The sequence below is a fragment of the Melissospora conviva genome (genome assembly GCF_049523535.1).
Taxonomy (GTDB): Bacteria; Actinomycetota; Actinomycetes; order Mycobacteriales; family Micromonosporaceae; genus Melissospora; species Melissospora conviva.
Genome location: NZ_JBLLDT010000012.1, coordinates 823 through 20481, shown reverse-complemented (window position 1 = coordinate 20481; position 19659 = coordinate 823). Strand labels below are relative to the sequence as shown.

The following is a 19659-nucleotide window of genomic DNA, read 5'->3' as shown; positions in this document are numbered from 1 at the left end:
GCTACGGGAAGCCGGACAGGCGACACGATGACAGCCACTGTGGGCGTCTCACTACAGAATGTCAGGTCCACATCGTCTCTGTAGCTGCGCTTACGTCAACCGAGAGGTCAATAGTCACGCTGCGGTGTCCACCGGCAGTACAGCGGTGGTGCAGATCAATTACAGTGTCGCCTCATGACCTACCCCCAAACCCCTCAGTACCCGAACGTCTCTGACAAGAGCAAGACCGTTGCCGGTCTCCTCGGCATCTTCCTCGGCAGCTTCGGCGCCGGCCGCTTCTACATGGGCGACACCAAGACCGGTGTGCTGCAGCTCGTCGTCAGCCTGCTGACCTGCTTCGTAGGCGGCATCTGGGGTGTCATCGACGGCATCCTGATCCTCGTCAACGGTGGCGTCGACGGCCAGGGCCGCCCGCTGCGCGACTGACCTCACACCACTGCAAGCACGAGGGTGCCCGGGCGTTGAACGCCCGGGCACCCTCGTCTGCAGAGCCTGTCGTGCTCAGACCCGGTCGCCGCCGGGCAGCGGCACGTCAACCGGGCGCAGCCCGGTCCAGCCGGCGTCCCGGGCCCGCACCGCGGCGAGCAGCCCGGCCACGCAGGCCGCGTTGGTGATCTCGCCGGCGAGCACCATCTCGACAGCCCGGTCCAGATCGACGCGGGCCACCTCGAGTTCGGCCTCCTCGTGGGTGCGCTCGTGCCGCCGCGTGGCCGCCACCTCACCCAGGTCGCGGGCCAGGAAGATGCGGATCCGCTCGTCCGAGCAGCCCGGCGAGGTGTGCAGGTCCACCAGCGTGTCCCAGCGCCCCGCCGTGAGATCGGCCTCCTCGGCCAGCTCCCGCGCCGCCGCCGCGACCAGCGGCTCGTCGCCGACGTCCATCAGCCCGGCCGGCAGCTCCCACAGGCGCACACCGACCGGGTGGCGGTACTGGCGGACCAGGACCACCCGGCCCTGGTCATCGAGGGGGACCACGCCGACCGCGCCGATGTGCCGCAGGTAGTCGCGGGCCGCGACCTCGCCGCCCGGCATCCGCACCTGGTCGGTGACCACGCCGAAGAGCGGGCCGCGGTAGCGCTCCTGACGCTCGCACACCTCGTAGCGGTGCGCCGGGGCGCTCTCCTCGGGCTGTGCGCCCGGCGCGGTGCTCACTTGGCGGCGCCGCTTCGGCCGCCACGGGCCACACCGTTGCGCCCCGCCCGGGCGCCCGTCTCCGGCTCGGCCTCGGCGGTCCGGTCGGCGCCGGCGCGGGCCAGCGCCGCCGCGATGAAAGCGGCGAAGAGCGGGTGCGGACGGTTCGGCCGGCTCTTGAGCTCCGGATGCGCCTGGGTGGCGACGAAGAACGGGTGCAGCTCGCGGTCGAGCTCGACGAACTCGACCAGCCGGCCGTCCGGGGAGGTACCGGAGATGCGCAGCCCGGCCTTCTCCAGAGTCTCCCGGTAGGCGTTGTTGACCTCGTAGCGGTGCCGGTGCCGCTCGCTGACCTCGGTGGTGCCGTACGCCTCGGCGACGATCGAACCCTCGACCAGCTTCGCCGGGTACGCCCCCAGCCGCATCGTGCCGCCCAGGTCGCCCTTGCCGGCCACGATCTCCTCCTGGTCGGCCATGGTGGCGATGACCGGGGCGGCGCACTGCTCGTCGAACTCCAGCGAATTCGCGCCGGTCACCCCGGCCAGGTTGCGCGCCGTCTCGATTGCCATGCACTGCAGGCCGAGACAGAGCCCGAGCATCGGCACGCCGTTCTCGCGGGCGTAGCGGGAAGCGCCGAGCTTGCCCTCGATGCCGCGCACGCCGAACCCGCCGGGGATGAGGATGCCGTCCACACCGGCCAGCACCTTCGCCGCGCCCGCCGGGGTCTCACAGTCGTCGCTGGCCACCCAGCGCAGCTTCACCCGCGCCCGGTGGGCGAAGCCGCCCGCCCGGATCGCCTCGCTGACCGACAGGTACGCATCCGGCAGGTCGACGTACTTGCCGACGATCGCCACCTCGACGGTGTGCTTCGGGTGGTGCACCCGCTCCAGCAGGTCGTCCCAGCTGCTCCAGTCGACGTCGCGGAAGGAGAGCCCGAGCCGGCGTACGACGTAGGCGTCGAGCCCTTCCCGGTGCAGCACCTTCGGGATGTCGTAGATGCTCGGCGCGTCCGGGCAGGCGATGACCGCTTCCTCGTCGACGTCGCAGTAGAGCGAGAGCTTGTTCTTCAGCTTCGCCGGGATCTCCCGGTCCGAGCGGCAGACGAGCGCATCGGGCTGGATGCCGATGTTGCGCAGCTGTGCCACCGAGTGCTGCGTCGGCTTGGTCTTCAGCTCACCCGACGGCGCCAGGTACGGCACCAGCGACACGTGCAGGTAGAAGCAGTTGTCGCGGCCGAGCTCGTGGCGGATCTGGCGGATCGCCTCCAGGAAGGGCAGCGACTCGATGTCGCCGACGGTGCCGCCGACCTCCGTGATGACCACGTCCGGGGTGCGGCCGTCGTCATCCGGGTCGGCCATCGCCAGGATCCGGGACTTGATCTCGTTGGTGATGTGCGGAATCACCTGGACGGTGTCGCCGAGGTACTCGCCGCGGCGCTCCTTGGCGATCACCGCCGAGTAGATCTGCCCGGTGGTGACGTTCGCCTTGCCCGACAGCGGCCGGTCCAGGAAACGCTCGTAGTGCCCGACGTCGAGGTCGGTCTCCGCGCCGTCCTCGGTGACGAAGACCTCTCCGTGCTGGAACGGGTTCATCGTGCCCGGGTCCACGTTCAGGTAGGGGTCCAGCTTCTGCATCACCACGCGCAGCCCGCGGGCGGTGAGGAGATTGCCGAGGCTGGAGGCGGTGAGCCCCTTACCCAGCGAGGAGGCGACGCCTCCGGTGACGAAAATGTGCCTGGTCGTCCGTGCTGAAGGCGCCAACGCCTGCTCCCGTGTCATCCGTAGCGGTCGTGCAGACCGCCGTGCCGATCAGCCAACTGATCACGCGATCCACGGGATTCCACGCTAACACCTCCACAGCCGCCCGCGCCCGTCGCACCGGTCGCAGCGCCCGGAACGCCACCCGCTAGGGTGCGGCCGCCATCCCCTGGCGGCCCGGGGCCGGCCCGGAACCGACGGGTTCGTCACCGCAGGCCCGGTCTCCGCTCGCCCCGTCCCCGCGGGCGAGACCATCACCAGAGGCCCGGGCGGCAGGGGCCACCGGGCGGGTACGCGGACTCCCGCCACCGCCGGCCGGATCGGACTGCTCCGGAGGAGGCGGGCCGGCGGAGTCCGGGCGCGGCGGACCGAAGTCGACCGGGCGCGGCCCGTCGGGCTGGGTGCGGTCGGCGGCGTGGCCCAGCACCCGCAGCGCGGCCAGCGACGCCATCGGCACGGTGACCGCTGCCGCGGCTCCGGCCACGTCGAGTCCCGCCCCGGCCAGGAGGCCACCGCTGACGGCGGCCACGGCGATGCCGGCCATCGCTGCCCGCATCGTCGGATAGATGCCGAAGAGCCGCCGCAGGCCGCCCCAGGGCTGCAGCAACGCGAAAGCGACCAGCGCCACCCCGACCACGGCCAGGATCGTCAGCGGACTGCCGGCGAGCGCCGTCAGGTTCGCCGAGGTGGAGCGGTGCAGGGTGGAGCCACCGGTGCCGTCGGCGAGGGCGTTGATGAAGCGACCGAGGCTGCCCCGGTCCTGTGGCGGGCGGCGCAGGTCGACCACCGCGAAGCCGACGGTGACCGCGAGCCCGGCCAGCGTCGTCCAGGCCGCCCGGGTGACGGTGAGCCATCCGCCGGTGCAGAGCGCCGCGGCGATGCTCACCCCGGCGGTCAGCGCGATCGCACCGACCGCGTCGGCGCCGAGGTACGGGCTGCCGACGATCACGACGGTCGCCATCCCGATCAGCACCACCACCGCGGGACGCCACGGCCGGGGCATCCGCTGGGCCAGCCAGCCGGAGCTGAGCAGGGCCGCCGCGATCAGCACACCGAGCCCGACAGTGCCGACCCCGGAGTAGCGGCCGCCTTCCAGCGCGGAGTAGCCCGTCACGCCGTTGAGCTGCAGCCGCGCACCGGTGATCACGTCGGCGCCGACGACCAGCGTGGTCAGCGCGGCGACCGCCCCCAGCGGGGTGAGGGTCTGCTGGTAACCGGGAAGGAAACGCACCGCGGCGGTGGCGGCCAGGATCAGCACCATGGTGGTGGCGGCGAAGTACCAGCCGGCGTGGCTCCCCTGCCACCAGGGCAGCACATCGGCCAGCAGCGCCGCCGGAATCGCCACGGCCGCGGCGATGAGCAGCACCTCCATCACCGCGACGACCCGCGGCGAGACCGGAACCGGGGCGACCGGACCGGCGGGGCGGCGGGCGCGGCGCAGCAACGGCAGGATTCCCACCGCGAGCGCCACCTGGACGGCGACCAGCAGGGCGAAGAACCATTCGGCCACCGCCCGCTGGGCCCGGGCCTCGCCGTCGGCGTCGGCGAGCCCGCCGATCGCCTCGGTCAGGTCCGCCGGACGCTCCTGGGCAGGGGCGAGCGCATGGCCGATGAAACGGCGTTCGGGGATCTGCCGGTCCAGCACGGTCAGCGCCGTCGGCGCCAGGTCGACAAGCTGCACATAGCCGGGGCGGCCGGTGCTGGCGGAGGTCAGCCAGCGCCCTTCCCAGCCGGGGCCGTCGGCGACCACCACGTGCAGCCGGTTGGTCTGATCGGTGTCGGCCAGCCCGGCGACCACCACCAGGGAGTCCGCCGGCCGGGCCGCCAGCACCCGGGCCAGCTGCGCGTCGGCGGCGGCCGCGGCCATCCGGCGGGCCTGCGGGTCGTCACCGCTGACCGTGCCGAGGTCGACGAGGCTCAGCACACAGGAGGCGAGCAGCTCACGGGGGTTCTCGGGCAGCTCCGGGGCGTACCGGTCGACCCGGCCGAAGGGGCGGGCGGCGGCGACCGCCGCGCCGGTGCCGACCGCGACGGTGCAGCGCACCGACTCGGCGAGCGAACCGGGCACCGCGCCCCAGTTGCGGGTCTGCTGGTTGTGCCAGACCGCGGTCTGCTGTTCGGGCAGGTAGGCGCCGATGCCGTCGGGCTGCTCGACGACGACGTTGACCTCCGGGCACTCGGCGGGCACCGGCGCGTCATTCCAGGCCGCGTAGTTGCCGGCACCGAGAGTCAGCCAGCCGTCGACCGGGCAGGTGGTCGGCTGCGCCGAGCGGACCGCCAGCGAACCGATTCCGCCGGTGCCGGCCATCCGCCACAGGGTCGGGGTGGTCTGCGGATCGACGTCCTCCCAGCGCAGCCCGGCGACCCCGGCCACGATGACGTAGTCGGCCTCCGGTCGCTGCTCGGGGACGCCGGGGCGGACCACCAGCGCGGTGATGCCGACGGCGACCACCAGCATCGTCAGCAGGGCGTAGACGCCGCGGCGCAGCGTCATGCCCGGTCCTCCCCCGCCTGGTCCGCACCGCCGGGCGTACCCGGCGGTGCCGGTGCGGCCGGTGCGATCTCGGCGTAGAGGGCCGTCAGCGCGGCGACGGTGTCGGACTCGTCCGGCCAGCCGGCCGCCTGCTCCGGACCGCGCCGTGCGAGCTCGGCGCGGCGTTCGGGGTCGTCGAGCAGTTCCCGGACGGCCGCGTCCAGGGCATCGGCATCCCCCGGTGGGACCAGGACCGCCGCGTCGCCCACCAGTTCGGGTAGTCCGCCGACGGCGGTGGCGACCAGCGGCACCCCGGCGCGCAGCGCCTCCTGGGCGAAGAGCTGACGCGCCTCCCAGTCGCTGGTGACCACTGCCAGGTCGGCGCCGGCGAGCAGGTCGGCCACGTCGGTGCGGTGTCCCAGCAGGGTCACCGGGGCGCGGGCGGCGGAGATGCGCGCCGCGAGCTGGAGGTAGCTGGGGCCGCTGCCGGCGACCAGTACGGCCGGGACAGGGCTGCGCTCGCGCCACCGGGCGGCGGCGTCGACGAGCAGTTCGTACCGCTTCTGCGGGTGCAGCCGTCCCACCGACAGGATCAGCGGCTGCTCGGAGCGGATCCCGAACTCGGCGCGGACGGCGGCGCGAGCACGGCGCGGCGCGGGCAGCGCGGGCGCGGCCACCGGCGCCAGCCGGGCGTCGGCGGCGCCGAGCTGCGCCGCCCGCTCCACCAGGTCGGCGGAGGCACCGAGCGTGACCCGGGCCGAGCGGGCCACGAACCGCTCGGCGAGACGCGAGACCCGGCCCCGTACGCCGCCGGCGAGCACCGCGTTGTGCAGGGTGACCACCACCGGCACGGCCGGCCGGGCGAGCACCGCCACCAGCCCGGCCCGCAGGCCGTGGGCGTGCACCAGGGTGACGGGCTGGGCGGTCAGCGCCCCGCGCAGCGCCCCGACGGCACGGGCGTCTGCCGGGGTCGGGCTGGCAGGGATCTCGATCGGGACGAAGCGGGCACCGGCGGCGGCGAAGCCGAACTGTTCGTCGGTGGCGGCGGGACCGGCGACGACGACCGGCACCCCCCGCGCCAGCAGGCCACGGGTGACGGAGGCGACGTGCTGCCCCACGCCGCCGGTGCTCGATGCGAGCAGCTGCAGTACCGATCCGCCCCAGCCGGACCGCGGCTCTTGCGCGTTCACCGAACCAACCCTCTCACCGGGCCACCGTCTCCTTCGTGTCCCCGTCGGCACGACCGCCGCGGCCCCGGCGGGTCAACCTACCCAATCGGCGGGCGAGGGCGGCGAGCAACGGCCGCACATCGGGGCGGTCCAGCAGGTACGCCAGCGCGAGGAAGACGGCGGCGGCCACCGCGGCGGCGAGCGCGCCCTGCGCCAGGGCACCGGCTTTGCCGGCCAGCTGCGGCAGTACGGCCAGCACGGCGCGGGCGGCGGCGGCTCCGGCGAGTGCGGCCGTGATTCCCGCGGCGGCGGCCCGGCCGGCGCCGGCGAGGCTGCCCGCTCCCGCCGAGCGGTACACGGCGGCGACGAGCAACGCGCCGAGCACCAGCATGCCGAGCGAGTTGGCGGCGCCGACGGCGCTCACCCGCTCCTCGCGCGGCACCAGCAGGGCGAATCCGATCACCGCGGCGGGCACCACCAGCCAGCCGACGGTGATGGCGAGGGTGGCGTCGCGGACGGCGCCACGGGCGTAGAGGGCCCGGGAGAGGACCGCGAAGAGGCCGTAGCCGAGCAGACCGGGCGCGAAGGCGGTCACCGCCGCGGCGGTCGGCTCGACCATCTGCGGCGCGTCGAAGAAGAACCGGGCGACCGGTCCGGCGACCCCGACGAGGACGGCCGCGCCGAGGCTGCTGAACAGCAGCACCCCGCGCACCGTCGGCGCGAGTGTGCGCCGGTACGCCTGCTCGTCGCCGACCGCGCTCGCGGCCGCCAGCGTGGGGTACGCGGCGACGGCGAGCGGCACGGCGAACACCGCCCAGGGCAGCAGGTAGACCGTCTGCACCAGGTTGTAGATGATCGGCGCGCCGAGGTCGATCGGGAGGCGCTTGAGGATGACCAGCAGCGCGATCTGCTGCGCGGCGACCGTGACGACACCGGCGATCACCAGCGGCCCGATCCTGGTGCGCGCCTCGGCGTCGAAGTGGTAGCCGAGCCGGGGCCGCACTCCCAGCCGTCGCAGCGGGATCAGCAGCGGCAGCGACAGTGCCACCACCCCGAGGGTGGTGCCGCCGCTGAGCAGCAGCTCCCCGCCGGCGCCCACACCGGCCACCGTGGGGGCACGTCCCTCCAGTGCCAGGAACAGCAGGTAGACGCCGATGACCGTGACGCTGCTGAGCAGCGGAGCGATGACGGGCCAGGCGAAGCGCCGGTGTGCCTGCAGCACACCGGTGAGGACGATGCCGGTGCCGTACAGCGGCAGTTGGGGGGCGAAGAGCCGCAGCATCCGGGCGCCCGCGGCGACCTGCTGCGGGTCGGGGTCGTCGGCGATGACCGCGACGATCGGCGCGGCGAAGACCGCCACCAGCACCGCCAGCGGCACCAGGAGGGTGACCACCCAGGTCAGCAGGGCGCCGGCGGTGCGGGCCACCGCTTCCCGGTCGCCGGCGGCGACGGCCCCGGCGAGCACCGGCACGACCAGGCTGGCGAGCGCCCCGCCGGCGACGATCTCGAAGATGATGTTCGGCACCGTGTTGGCGACGACGTAGAGGCTGCCGAGGTCGGACTGCTGGAACAGCCAGCTGAACAGTCCCGTACGGGCGAAGCCGGCGAGCCGGGCCAGCACGGTGAGGACCGCGATGAGCGCGGCGGCGCCGGCGAGACGCGCGGTACCCGTGGAGGCGGCCCGGATGGACACGTCAGGCCGTGGGCCGCCGGCCCAGCGCGTCCAGTTCACGCAGCACGGGCGTGCCCTGGATCACCTGGGTGAAGCTGACCTTCTCGCTGGCGGCGGTGAGGGCCACCAGCACCGCGAGGAGTCCGGCACGTCCGGCCGGGCCGGTACGCGCGGCGAGTGCGACGCCGAGCTGGGCACCGAGCGCATTGGCCCCGCTGTCGCCGAGCATCACCCGCTCGTCGAGGTCCTCGCGGAGCAGCCCGGAGCAGGCGCCGACGGCACCGGCGGCGACCCCGCCGTGCGGGCCCCGCGACAGCGGGCCACCGAGCAGGAGACCGGTCTTGAGCGCCCGGCCGGGGCGCAGGTCCAGCAGGTTGAGCAGGTTGGCGGTGCCGGCGACGACCCCGGCGCCGAGCAGGACGTCGGTGGTGCGCGTCAGCCGTCCCTGCCGGGCACGGCGGCGGCCGGCCTTGCCGCTGTTGTCGGCGGCGAGCAACGCGGCGGCGGCCAGCCCGGCGGCCCCGACGCCGACGATCTTGACCAGCCCGCTGGTGACCCGTCCTTCGCGCAGCGCGCCGAGGTGGCCGGCGAAGCCCTTGGCTGTGCGCTGGTCGGGGCGGGCGCCGACGACGTCGTCGTAGAGTCCGACGGCGCCGGCGCCGAGGCCGGCGACGAGGGTGGCGGCGGCAGCCTGCCGTGAGGGCGCGCCGAACGCGCCGCCGAGGGCCGCACCTGCGGCGAGCGCCGGACCCGCCGCCAGCGTCACCTCACGGCCCTGGAAGTTGGTACGCCGCAGCGCGGCCGCCGCCGGCTGGGCGGTCACCGCGCGCAGCGCGAGGCGTGCCAGCAGGGCTCCCGCCCCGGAGGCCGCGGTGCGCCGCAACCTTCCCGTTCCGGTCTTGCGGGGCGCGGAGGTTCCCGTCGAACGGGCGTTGTCGGTCACTGGCGCAGTTTAGGCAACAGCGCCGCGTCGGTGCCGACGCCGTACTGGCCGACGACGTCGGTGGTGATCTGCTCGGCCAGCGCGAGGGCGGTGACCAACTGCCCCTGGATGGTGTTGGCGTTGTCGACGGTGGAGATCGTCTGTGACAGCGCCGGGTCGGCCCGGACCTGGGCCACCACATTGCCGCCGGCGGAGCCGTTGCCGGCCACCACCAGGTGGGCGTGCTGGTCGAACTGCTCGACGACCTTGACCACCGAGTCGTCCTTGGTGGTGGCGTCCTTGTCGACGTACGGCGGTCCGCTGATCACCACGACGGCCTCGGCGGCGGCGGCCACGGGCTCCTCGACGTTGAGATAGCCCTCGTCCGCGTAGGTCTTGAGCACGGCACGCCGGTCGGACTCGCTGGCCGGTGTCCCCCCTGCGGCCCGGTCGAGCAGCGCGCTGGCGAGCAGGGCACTGGAGGTCTCGACGCCGTGGCCGTTGCCGGGCAGCCCGTCGGTGGGCACGGTGGGCCGGGCCGCGGTGACCGCGAGCTCCATCAGGGCGCTGTTGTTCTCGGGGTTGACCAGCTTCTCCTGCACGTCGACGCGGCCGGTCATGGTCGCGCCGGTGGTGGCGAGCATCTCGACGATGCCGTCGGCCTGGTCGCGGCCGCTGGGCAGGACCACCACGAGCACCCGGCGGCCGGTGAGCGTGCCGGGGAGCATGACCTGCGCCACCTCGGCGGCGAAATCCTCCTCGAGCTCCAGTTCCTTCTCGAGGTTCTGCACGCTCTGGCGCAGCTGCTGGTTGTCCTTGCTCAGCCCGTCGACGCTCGCCTTGAGCGAGTCGGCGACCGGCCCGTTGAGGGCGGCGGTGCCGACCACCAGGCCGATGGCCAGTGCGAGGAAGACCGCGGTGAGGGACACCACGTGATAGCGGAAGTTGATCACGCCAGAAGCCTCTTGATCGGTTGAGGTGCTAGAAGAGCTGCCCGAGCTGGAATACCAAATTGTCCCACCACTCGGAGACGACGCCCAGGTACGCCTTTCCGACGGTGGAGACGGCTACCGCGGACGCCATGGCCGCGATCGCGGAGAGCACCAGCAGCAGCAGGGACGAACCGGAGATGCTCTGCCGGTAGAGCCGGCTCACGCCCTTGGCGTCCACCAGCTTTCCGCCGACCTTGAGGCGGGTCAGGAAGGTCGAGGCCATGCCGCCGCGCCCCTTGTCCAGGAACTCGACCAGGGTGGCGTGGGTGCCGACCGCGACGAGCAGGGAGGCGCCCTTCTCGTCGGCGAGCAGCATCGCCAGGTCCTCGCTGGTGGCGGCGGCCGGGAAGGTCTGCGCCGGCACGCCGAGCCCCTCCACCCGGGCCAGGCCCGGCGCCCGCCCGTCGGGGTAGGCGTGCACGATCACCTCGGCCCCGCAGCGCAGCACGTCGTCGGTGACCGAGTCCATGTCGCCGATGATCAGATCGGGGGTGTAGCCGGCTTCGACGAGCGCGTCGGCACCGCCGTCGACACCGATCAGCACCGGCTTGAACTCGCGGATGTAGGGGCGCAGCACGTCCAGGTCGGCCTTGTAGTCGTAGCCGCGAACCACGATCAGGCAGTGCCGGCCCCGCAGTTCGGTCTGGATGTCCGGTACGCCGACCCCGTCGAGGAGCAGCTCCCGCTCCTGCTTGAGGTACTCCATGGTGTTGGCGGCGAAGGCCTCCAACTGCACCGAGAGCCCCTCGCGGGCGTCGGCCATGGCCTTCGCCACGCTCTCGGCGTCCTGGGCTACGCCAGCGGCGACGGCCTCGTCACCGACGAAAATCTTGCTGCCCTCGATGCGGACGACATCGCCCTCGCGCAGCTGCTGGAAGATGCTCTCGCCGAGGTCGTCCACGAGCGGGATGCCCGCCTCGATCAGCACCTCGGGGCCGAGGTTCGGATAGCGCCCGGAGACCGACGGCTTGGCGTTGAGCACCGCCGCCACGCCCACGGCGACCAGCGAGTCGGCCGCGACACGGTCAAGGTCGACATGGTCGATCACCGCGATGTCGCCGGGACGCAGGCGGCCGGTCAGCCGCTTGGTCCGGCGGTCGAGGCGTGCGACGCCGACGACTCTGCCGGGCTCGGCGGTCCGGGTTCGGCGCAAGGTGGGTAGACGCATCGGGGCCATCCTGGCATGGGAGACAGGGTTTTCTGTAGCGACATGCAGAGCAGGGCCGCACTCCCAGGGAAGCACACCCGCCGGCCTGCCGTCGTGCGGCAGCTCACAGCCGACTAAAGGCGACGCTCCCGGGCCGCGACCGCGAGCAGTTCCTCGGCGTGGGCGATGCCCAGATCGGAATCGGGCAGACCGGCCAGCATCCGGGCGAGTTCACGGGCCCGTTCAGTGTCCTCCACCACGCGAACGCCACTGGTGGTGACCGCCCCACCGGTGTCCTTGGCCACCACCAGGTGCCGGTCGGCGAAGGCCGCCACCTGGGGCAGGTGGGTGACGACGAGCACCTGGTGGGTGCGGGCCAACCGGGACAGCCGGCGGCCGATCTCCACCGCCGCCTGGCCACCGACACCGGCGTCGACCTCGTCGAAAACCAGGGTCGGTGGACCGCCGGAGCCCGCGAAGACGACCTCGATGGCGAGCATCACCCGGGAGAGCTCACCGCCGGAGGCGCCGCGCTGCAGCGGCAGGGCCGGAGCGCCGGGGTGTGCCAGCAGCCGCAGCTCGACCTCGTCGGCGCCGTCGGCGCTGACCCCCACCTCGATCCCGTCCACCCGCAGCGTCGGGTCGCTGCGTCCGGCCGGACGGGGCAGCACCGCGACCTCGATACGGGCGTGCGGCATCGCCAGTCCCGCCAGCTCGACGGTGACCTGATCGGCGAAGCGCCCGGCCGCCTCCCGTCGGGAGGCGGTCACCCGGGCCGCCATCTCGGCGACCTCGTCGGCGAGCCGCTGCCGCTCCCGCTCCAGCTCCTCGAGGAGATCGTCGGAGGTGTCCAGCTCGGACAGGCGTGCCCGCGCGCGGTCGGCCCATTCGACGACGCCGTCGACGTCGTCGGCGTACTTGCGGGTCAGGCCGCGCAGCACGGCCCGGCGCTCGTAGACGGTCTGCAGGCGCGCCGGATCGGCGTCGAGTGACGCCAGGTAGCCCGACAGCTCGGCGGAGACGTCCCCGACGAGGGTGGCGGCCTCCTCCAGCCGCGCCGAGAGCTCCCCCAGCGCCGGGTCGACACCCGACTGCGCCTCGAGGGTGCGCCGGGCGAGCCCGAGCAGCGTGGTGACGTCCAGAGTCTCATCGGTGGGATCGGCGTCGCCGGCGAGGCACTGCTGTGCGGTCTGCGCCGCCGTTCGCAGCCCCTCGGCGTGCTCCAGCCGCTGTGCCTCGGCTTTGAGGTCGGCGTCCTCCCCCGGCTGCGGATCGGCCCGGGTGATCTCGTCGAGCCCGAGGCGCAGCAGGTCCGCCTCCTGGCTGCGCTCACGGGCGTTGCGGCGACGGTCGGCCAGGTCGTCGCTGACCCGGCGCCAGCCGGTGTACGCCTCGCGCAGCGCGGCGAGCAGCTTCTCGTGCTCGCCGCCGGCGAAACGGTCCAGGGCGGCGCGCTGCTCGGCCGGGCGCAGCAGCCGCAGCTGGTCGGACTGGCCGTGCACCGCCAGTACCTGCTCGCCGATCTCACCGAGCATCGACACCGGCATGCTACGTCCGCCGACGTGGGCCCGGGAACGTCCCTCCACGGTGACCGTACGGCTCAGCAGCAGGCTGCCGTCCTCGTCGGGCTCGCCGCCGGCGTCGCTCACCCGGGTGCCGACGGTCGTCGCGGCCGGCTCGGCCAGTCGCAGCCGGCCCTCCACCACGGCCCGGCCAGGGTCCGACCGCACCCGGCCGGCGTCGGCGCGCCCGCCGAAGAGCAGACCCAGCCCGGTGACCACCATCGTCTTTCCCGCGCCGGTCTCGCCGGTGATGACGTTCATGCCGGCCGTCAGGGACAGCGTGGTGTCCTCGATGACCCCGAGTCCGGTGATACGCAGCTCTTCCAGCACAGCAACCGACAGTAGTAGCGGGCACCGACACTTGACCAGCGGGCAGCCCGGCGCTGTGGACATCGTCTCCCGTCAACGCCGCCGGCCGGCGACGCCCCGGTCAGTGTCGTCCGCCGCGCCAGCCGTCCACCGGCAGCCCGAACTTCGCCACCAGCCGGTCGGTGAAGGCCTGGTGCCGCAGCCGGACCACCCGCACCGGCTGGTGGCCGCGGCGCACGGTCACCCGCGCCCCCGGGGGCAGGTCCCAGACCCGCCGTCCGTCACAGTTGAGCACCGCCAGCGACGTGAACGGGTCCACTGTGATCGAGAGGGTGGAGGTCGGCGCGGTCACCAGCGGCCGGCTGAACAGGGCGTGCGCGCTGATCGGCACCAGCAGGATCGCCTCCACCTCGGGCCAGACCACCGGCCCGCCGGCGGAGAAGGCGTACGCGGTGGAGCCGGTCGGGGTCGCGCAGACCACGCCGTCGCAGCCGTATCGGGACAACGCCCGGCCGTCGACGTCAACGAGCAGCTCGAGCATCTTGGCCCGCTCGCCCTTCTCGACGCTGACCTCGTTGAGCGCCCACGACTCGATGGTGACCCGACCCTCGTACTCCACCGAGACGTCGAGGGTCAGCCGCTCGTCCACGGTGTAGTTGCGGGCCACCGCGTCGCGGACGGCCTTGTCGAGGTCGTAGATCTCGGCCTCGGCGAGGAAACCGACCCGGCCGAGGTTGATGCCGAGCAGCGGCGCCTTCGCCGGACGGGCCAGCTCGGCGGCGCGCAGGAAGGTGCCGTCCCCGCCGAGCGCGAAGACGATCTCGGCCCCCTCCGCGGCGGTCACGCCCGAGACCGGCACCACACCGGGCAGATCGAGGTCGGCGACCTCCTCGGCGACGACCCGCACCTCGAATCCGGCGGCGATCAGGTCCCCCGCCACCGTCCGGGCATGCGCGGTGCTGTCCCGGCGCCCCGTGTGGGTCACCAACAGCGCGGTACGGCTCACCGGGCCTCCTCCTGCGTCGGCTCCCCCGGCGGCAGACCGGCAGGGCCGGCCGCCACCACCGCACTCACCCGGTCCGGGTCGGCGGGAGGCGCGTCACGGCGCAACCATACGAAGAACTCCACGTTTCCGCTCGGCCCAGGCAGCGGGCTCGCCGTCACGTCCGCGAGCCCCAGCCCGAGCGCCGCCGCCGCGGCGGCCACGTCGAGGACTGCCTCGGCCCGCAGCGCCGGGTCGCGGACCACTCCCCCGGCGCCGACACGTTCCTTCCCGACCTCGAACTGCGGCTTGACCATCAGCGCCAGGTCCCCGTCGGCGCTGGTGCAGCCGGCGAGGGCGGGCAGCACCAGCCGCAGGGAGATGAACGACAGGTCGGCAACGGTCAGCTCGACCGGACCTCCGATGACCTCGGGCGTGAGCGTACGCACGTTGGTGCGCTCGAAGACCCGAACCCGTTCGTCGGTCCGCAGCGACCAGGCGAGCTGGCCGTAGCCGACGTCGACGGCGACGACCTCGGCGGCGCCGGCGCGGAGCAGCACGTCGGTGAAACCGCCGGTGGAAGCGCCGGCATCCAGGCACCGGCGACCGGTGACGGTCAGCCCTTTCGGGCCGAAGGCGGCGAGCGCGCCGGTGAGTTTGTGCCCGCCCCGGGAGACGAACTCGTCGCGCGGGTCCTCCCCGAGCACGTGCAGGGCGTCAGCCGGGTCGACCATGGCCGCGACCTTCGCGGCCGTGACCCCGCGCACCTGGACGCGGCCGGCTGTCACCAGGGCCGCGGCCTGTTCACGGGAACGGGCCAGGCCGCGGCGGACCAGTTCAGCGTCCAAGCGGGTACGTCGTGCCATCGTGCGAGTTCACTTCCGCGGGGGTGTGCGGCCCTCAGGCCTGGTCGATGGTGGCGAGGGTTTCACGCAGTGTCTCGTACGCGGCCTCGTACTGCGCAATCTGGTCGGCGGGCGAGAGCCCGGCGGCGTTGGTCACGGCGGTGACGGCCGCGTCCACCGCCGGGTGGCTCGCGGCCTCCTCGTCGAGGGGTGGTGGTGACGGCGCGACGGACTGCGGGCGGTGCGGCGGCGGGCCGGGCCGCAGGCGGGGCGGCGGACCCGGGCGGAACGGTCCCGGAGTGCTCACCGCTGCTCCGACTGCCGGTTCGCCGCCGGCCGGACCGTCTTCTTCGCCATCTTCTTGACCGGCTTGCCGGTGCCCGGCTGCGGCTGCGGCTGCGGCTGCGGCTGCGGCGAAGCGGTGCTGTCGGGCTGCGCCTTGGCGATCGCCTTCTTGGCGACGGTCTTCTTGGCCACGACCTTCCCAGGCGGCGTCTTCTTCGCCACCGCACTGTCGAGCTGCGCCTTGGCGACCGCCTTCTTGGCCACCGGCCCGGCAGGCCGTGCCTTCTTGGCCACGGTCTTCTTGGCCACAGTCTTCTTCGCCATGGTCTTCTGCGGGGCTGCCCGACCTGCGGCGGGTGAGGCCCCGGCCCCGGCGGTGCCGGCGTGAGCGGAGTCCGCGTCCGCAGCGGCGGCCAGGAAGGCCCCGGCCTCCTCGGGGCTGACCTCGGCCCCGCGGCCTGCCCTGCTGCGGCGCAACTCCCCTTCGAGCTGCCGCACGCGCGCGGTCAGGTCGGCGACCTCCTCCGCGGTGGCCAGGCCGACCGCGCCCAGCGCACGGTCCACCTCGAAGCGAACGATCTTGGTCAGCGCCTCACGGTTGGCCAGGCCGGTGGAGACGAGCTCCTCGGCGAAGGCCTGGACCTGTGCGGCGGTGGCGCCGCTGGATCCGGCCAGCTTCTGGGCAACCGTCTGCACCTTTCGGCGGGTCTCGTCGGTCATGCCGACGGCCAGCTCCAGGTAGGTGCGCCACGCATCCTGCATCCCTGGGGTCCTTTCCACGGGCGGGTCGCTGCCTGTCACGCTACCGCCAGCCCGGCTGACCTGGTGAGGTACGGTGCCGGAAGCGGACATCGGCGAGGCGAAGGAGCAGAAGTGGCCAGTATGGACGAGTGCCGGCAGGCATTGCGGGACCTGGCCGCCAAGCTTGACCGCAATGCCGACGAGGTGCAGGGCCGCATCGACCTCGACCGGACCCTGGCCTGCCGGATCACCGACCTCGAGGCGGCGTTCCACGGCCGGCTGGCCGGCGGGCGGCTGCTCGACATCGCCGATGGCGACGACCCGAAGGCGAAGATCGCCCTGATCACCTCCAGCGACGACCTGCTGGCGCTGGTCAACGGCGAGCTGGATGTCGCCCGCGCAATGGCGGGCCGGCGCATCTCGATCAAGGCCGGTCCGCTGGACCTGCTCAAACTGCGCAAGCTGCTCTGACGGCTTTCCCCAGCAGCCGCTGCCCGGCCGCCGCCGGCAGCCGAGCGTCGCGACCTGTGAACCCGGTCTCGTTGGGTTCTGTCATGCAGACTCAGCGCGACGCTCGCCCTGGCGCGACCAGCGTCGGCCGGGAACGGGAGGCGGTGTCGGTAGCGGTCACGGCGCTTGCCCGGCACCTGCCGCGCTATCAGCAGGCGATGGCCAACTACGCCCGGCTCCTGGTCGAGCTCAGCTGAGCCGTCCCGTCGGACGGGCAGTCACCCGGCTGCACCGGGCAGACAGCAACCGGCTGCACCGGCCCGACGAGAAAGAAGGGCCGCTCGCCTAGCGGCCAGAGAGCGCTCGTACGGCCGCCCAGCCGTCGTCAGACGTACCGTCGGCCGGGTCGGCGGCCGGCACCGGCAGCGCCGCGCCGGGCTCGACGAGACCGGCGAGATCTCGGGCGATGTAGGTGGGGCGGCGCGCCGCCGGTGCGGCGAGCACATCGTCGACGGTGTCGACACCGGTGAGTACGAGGAGGCTGTCGAGCCCGGCCCGGACGGCGCCCTCGATGTCGGTGTCCAGCCGGTCTCCGACAACCAGTGGACGCGTGGCACCGTGCAGTTGGGCCGCCGTACGGAACAGTGCCGACTCGGGTTTGCCGACCACCACGTCGGGGTCCCGCTGCAGCGCGGCACACAGAGCGGCGACGAGCGCCCCGTTCCCGGGCAGCGGGCCACGGCCGCTGGGCAGTGTCCGGTCGGTGTTCGTGGCGACCCAGAGGGCGCCGGCGCGGATGGCGACGCTCGCCTCGGCCAGGGCAGCCCAGTCGACGAGCGGGCCGTACCCTTGCACGACCGCCGCCGGCGCGTCGGCGGCGAGCGCGACCGGCCGCAGACCGGCGGCCCGTACCTCGGCACGCAGCGCATCGGCACCGACCACCAGGACGGCGGAGCCGGCCGGCAGTCGTTCCCGCAGCACCTCCGCCGCCGCAGCAGCCGAGGTGAAGACCTCCGACGCGGAGGCGGGCACGCCGATTCCGGTGAGCAGATCGGCGACTTCGGCGGAGCGCCGGGAGGCGTTGTTGGTCGCGTACGCGATGGGGATGCCGTCGGCGTGGAGTCGCTCGACGGCGGCGACGGCGCCGGGAATCGGCTGATCGATGAGGTAGACAACCCCGTCGAGGTCGAAGATGACGAGGTCGTAACCGTCAACCAGCCGTCCCGGCACCGTCCGCGTCACCGCTTCTCCGACTCCGTCTCGTCCTGCACGACGTCGGCGTCCGCCGGCTTGTCGGCCTCGGCCCGCGCGCCCGCCGGGGCTTCGTCGGCCGCGACCGGCTCCACCGTACCGGCCTCGACGCGCTGCTCGTCCGAGATATCGGCACCGTCATCGACGCTGTCGACGCTGGTGACGTCAACGTCGCCCTTCACCGGCGCGTCATCGTCGTCGTCATCGGCGTCGTCGTCGTCATCGTCATCGTCGTCATCGTCGTCATCGTCGTCATCGTCGTCGTCGTCATCGTCGTCATCGGCGTCGTCATCGTCGTCGTCGTCGTCGTCGGCGTCGTCCGAATCGGTGTCGGCGTTGGTGTCCTCCTCTGCCGACTCCTCCTCGATCTCGTCGTCGCCTTCGATGACCACGCCGTCGAGTTCGAGCACCCGCTCGGCCGCGTCGGTCTCGCCGGTCTCGTCGATGTCCGCGGCGCGCGAGAACCACTCCCGTGCTTCCTCGCGCCGACCTGCGGCGAGGAGGGCATCGGCGTACGCGTAGCGCAGCCGGGCGGTCCAGGGCTCGGTGCTTTCGCTGGTGAGCTCCCGCACCTGCAGCATCGCTGCCGCAGCGTCGGTCTGCCCCATGTCGCCACGGGCGCCGGCGGCCACGATCAGCAACTCGATCGCGGTTGCCTGGTCCAGGGCGTCACGGTCGGCGCCCCGGAACAGGTCGATCGCTCGCTCCGGACGGCCGAGTGCCCGTTCACAGTCGGCGAGCACCGCCAGGTGCGTCTGCCGCCCGCTCATCCGGTGGTACGTCCGCAGCTCGGCGATCGCCGTCTGCCACTCACCGGCGTGGTACGCGGCGAGACCGACCGCCTCGCGGACAACCGCGATACGGGAGGCCAGGCGGCGTGCAGCCAGGGCGTGGGCGAGTGCCTCCGCCGGCTCCTCGTCGAGGAGCTTTCCGGTGGCCACCAGGTGCCGCGCGACGGACTCGGCGACCGCTTTGGTCAGCGAGAGCAGCTCAGCGCGGACCGAGGTGTCGAGATCGGTGGCAAGGATGTCGTCGGCCAGAGTCGGCTCAGGGGCGCGGTCTCCGCCTTCCCGCCGGCCACCGCGGTCGTCGCGCGGGGCGCGGTCCGGCGCGGCGTCACGATCGCGACGGAAGTCGCGGTCACCGCCGCCGAAGCCACCCTCGCGGGAGCCGCCACGGTGCTCGTCACGCGGACGGTCGTCCCGCCGGAAGCCACCCTCGCGCGATCCACCGCGGGAGTCACGGTCGCCGCTACGGAAGCCACCCTCACGGGGGGCACCACGGTTCTCGTCACGCGGACGATCGTCCCGCCGGAAGCCACCTTCACGGGGGGCACCACGGTCGCCACCACTGCGGAAGCCACCCTCACGGGAGCCACCACTGCGGAAGCCGCCCTCACGGGAGCCACCACGGGAATCGCCACCACGGTAGCCACCTTCACGGGGGGCACCACGGTCGCCACCACTGCGGAAGCCACCCTCACGGGAACCACCACGGAAGTCGCCACCACGCGAATCACGATCGCCGCCACGGAAGCCACCCTCACGGGGGGCACCACGGTTCTCGTCACGCGGACGGTCGTCCCGCCGGAAGCCGCCCTCGCGGGGCGCCCCACGGTCACCGCCGCTACGGAAGCCACCCTCGCGGGAACCACCACGGAAGTCGCCACCACGCGAATCGCGATCGCCGCCCCGGAAGCCACCCTCACGGGAGGCACCACGGTCGCCACCACTGCGGAAACCGCCCTCACGGGGGGCACCACGGTTCTCGTCACGCGGACGGTCGTCCCGCCGGAAGCCACCCTCACGGGGCGCCCCACGGTCACCGCCGCTACGGAAGCCACCCTCGCGGGAACCACCACGGGAGTCACCACCGCGGAAGCCACCCTCACGGGGGGCACCACGGAAGTCGCCACCACGCGAATCGCGATCGCCGCCCCGGAAGCCACCCTCACGGGAGGCACCACGGTCGCCA

17 protein-coding genes and 2 pseudogenes are annotated in these 19659 nt (G+C 73.4%); 4 read left to right on the top strand and 15 right to left on the bottom strand.

Annotated features, from left to right (window positions below; all coding sequences use genetic code 11):
* Window positions 1-174: 174 nt before the first annotated feature.
* Complete coding sequence (locus ACK8GG_RS20440; RefSeq protein ID WP_440357014.1) at window positions 175-426, top strand: TM2 domain-containing protein; 252 nt, start codon at window positions 175-177, stop codon at window positions 424-426.
* Between the two features lie 75 nt (window positions 427-501).
* On the opposite strand, the gene ACK8GG_RS20435 is transcribed toward ACK8GG_RS20440, so the two are convergent.
* The 13 genes from ACK8GG_RS20435 to ACK8GG_RS20375 form a co-directional block, all read right to left on the bottom strand.
* Window positions 502-1149, bottom strand: coding sequence for an NUDIX domain-containing protein (locus tag ACK8GG_RS20435; protein ID WP_440352208.1), 648 nt, complete (start codon window positions 1147-1149; stop codon window positions 502-504).
* Entirely contained in the window at window positions 1146-2888 is a 1743-nt protein-coding gene (pyrG, locus tag ACK8GG_RS20430; protein ID WP_440357013.1) for a CTP synthase, read from the bottom strand. The genes ACK8GG_RS20435 and pyrG overlap by 4 nt, the downstream gene beginning before the upstream one ends.
* 145 nt (window positions 2889-3033) lie before the next feature.
* On the bottom strand, window positions 3034-5379 hold the full coding sequence (locus tag ACK8GG_RS20425) for a hypothetical protein (protein WP_440357012.1): 2346 nt from the start codon (window positions 5377-5379) through the stop codon (window positions 3034-3036).
* Window positions 5376-6548, bottom strand: coding sequence for a glycosyltransferase family 4 protein (locus tag ACK8GG_RS20420; protein WP_440352206.1), 1173 nt, complete (start codon window positions 6546-6548; stop codon window positions 5376-5378). The genes ACK8GG_RS20425 and ACK8GG_RS20420 overlap by 4 nt, the downstream gene beginning before the upstream one ends.
* A 13-nt stretch (window positions 6549-6561) precedes the next feature.
* A complete protein-coding gene (gene murJ / locus ACK8GG_RS20415; RefSeq protein WP_440352205.1) occupies window positions 6562-8220 on the bottom strand; it encodes a murein biosynthesis integral membrane protein MurJ in 1659 nt (552 codons plus the stop codon).
* Between the two features lies 1 nt (window position 8221).
* The gene (locus ACK8GG_RS20410) at window positions 8222-9082 is read right to left on the bottom strand and encodes a hypothetical protein (RefSeq protein WP_440352223.1); all 861 of its coding nucleotides are present in this window, start codon (window positions 9080-9082) and stop codon (window positions 8222-8224) included.
* A 56-nt stretch (window positions 9083-9138) separates the two neighbouring features.
* Entirely contained in the window at window positions 9139-10074 is a 936-nt protein-coding gene (locus ACK8GG_RS20405; RefSeq protein WP_440352204.1) for a copper transporter, read from the bottom strand.
* A 28-nt stretch (window positions 10075-10102) separates the two neighbouring features.
* Window positions 10103-11281 carry a putative cytokinetic ring protein SteA gene (gene steA / locus ACK8GG_RS20400; protein ID WP_440352203.1) on the bottom strand — a complete coding sequence of 393 codons (1179 nt, stop codon included), beginning with the start codon at window positions 11279-11281 and terminating at the stop codon, window positions 10103-10105.
* Between the two features lie 113 nt (window positions 11282-11394).
* Window positions 11395-13152 carry a DNA repair protein RecN gene (recN, locus tag ACK8GG_RS20395; RefSeq protein WP_440352202.1) on the bottom strand — a complete coding sequence of 586 codons (1758 nt, stop codon included), beginning with the start codon at window positions 13150-13152 and terminating at the stop codon, window positions 11395-11397.
* 100 nt (window positions 13153-13252) lie between these two features.
* Window positions 13253-14137, bottom strand: a complete 885-nt coding sequence (locus ACK8GG_RS20390; protein WP_440352201.1) for an NAD kinase — start codon at window positions 14135-14137, stop codon at window positions 13253-13255.
* Window positions 14134-14979, bottom strand: a complete 846-nt coding sequence (locus tag ACK8GG_RS20385; RefSeq protein ID WP_440353305.1) for a TlyA family RNA methyltransferase — start codon at window positions 14977-14979, stop codon at window positions 14134-14136. Before ACK8GG_RS20385 ends, ACK8GG_RS20390 begins: the two co-directional genes overlap by 4 nt.
* A 34-nt stretch (window positions 14980-15013) precedes the next feature.
* Complete coding sequence (locus tag ACK8GG_RS20380; RefSeq protein ID WP_440352199.1) at window positions 15014-15265, bottom strand: hypothetical protein; 252 nt, start codon at window positions 15263-15265, stop codon at window positions 15014-15016.
* Complete coding sequence (locus tag ACK8GG_RS20375; protein ID WP_440357011.1) at window positions 15262-16005, bottom strand: phasin family protein; 744 nt, start codon at window positions 16003-16005, stop codon at window positions 15262-15264. The genes ACK8GG_RS20380 and ACK8GG_RS20375 overlap by 4 nt, the downstream gene beginning before the upstream one ends.
* 111 nt (window positions 16006-16116) lie before the next feature.
* On the opposite strand from ACK8GG_RS20375, the gene ACK8GG_RS20370 reads away from it, so the two are divergent.
* Both ACK8GG_RS20370 and ACK8GG_RS20365 read left to right on the top strand, forming a co-directional pair.
* The gene (locus tag ACK8GG_RS20370; RefSeq protein WP_440352197.1) at window positions 16117-16455 is read left to right on the top strand and encodes an SCP2 sterol-binding domain-containing protein; all 339 of its coding nucleotides are present in this window, start codon (window positions 16117-16119) and stop codon (window positions 16453-16455) included.
* Window positions 16456-16538: 83 nt separating this feature from the next.
* The gene (locus tag ACK8GG_RS20365) at window positions 16539-16691 is read left to right on the top strand and encodes a tetratricopeptide repeat protein (RefSeq protein ID WP_440357010.1); all 153 of its coding nucleotides are present in this window, start codon (window positions 16539-16541) and stop codon (window positions 16689-16691) included.
* Window positions 16692-16797: 106 nt separating this feature from the next.
* Here the strand turns inward: ACK8GG_RS20365 and ACK8GG_RS20360 are convergent.
* Both ACK8GG_RS20360 and ACK8GG_RS20355 read right to left on the bottom strand, forming a co-directional pair.
* A pseudogene (locus ACK8GG_RS20360) lies at window positions 16798-17676 on the bottom strand (HAD-IIA family hydrolase); the annotation flags it as partial.
* Complete coding sequence (locus ACK8GG_RS20355) at window positions 17673-18626, bottom strand: tetratricopeptide repeat protein (RefSeq protein ID WP_440357009.1); 954 nt, start codon at window positions 18624-18626, stop codon at window positions 17673-17675. The pseudogene ACK8GG_RS20360 and the gene ACK8GG_RS20355, both read right to left, overlap by 4 nt.
* A 3-nt stretch (window positions 18627-18629) precedes the next feature.
* On the opposite strand from ACK8GG_RS20355, the pseudogene ACK8GG_RS20350 reads away from it, so the two are divergent.
* A pseudogene (locus ACK8GG_RS20350) lies at window positions 18630-19659 on the top strand (hypothetical protein); the annotation flags it as partial.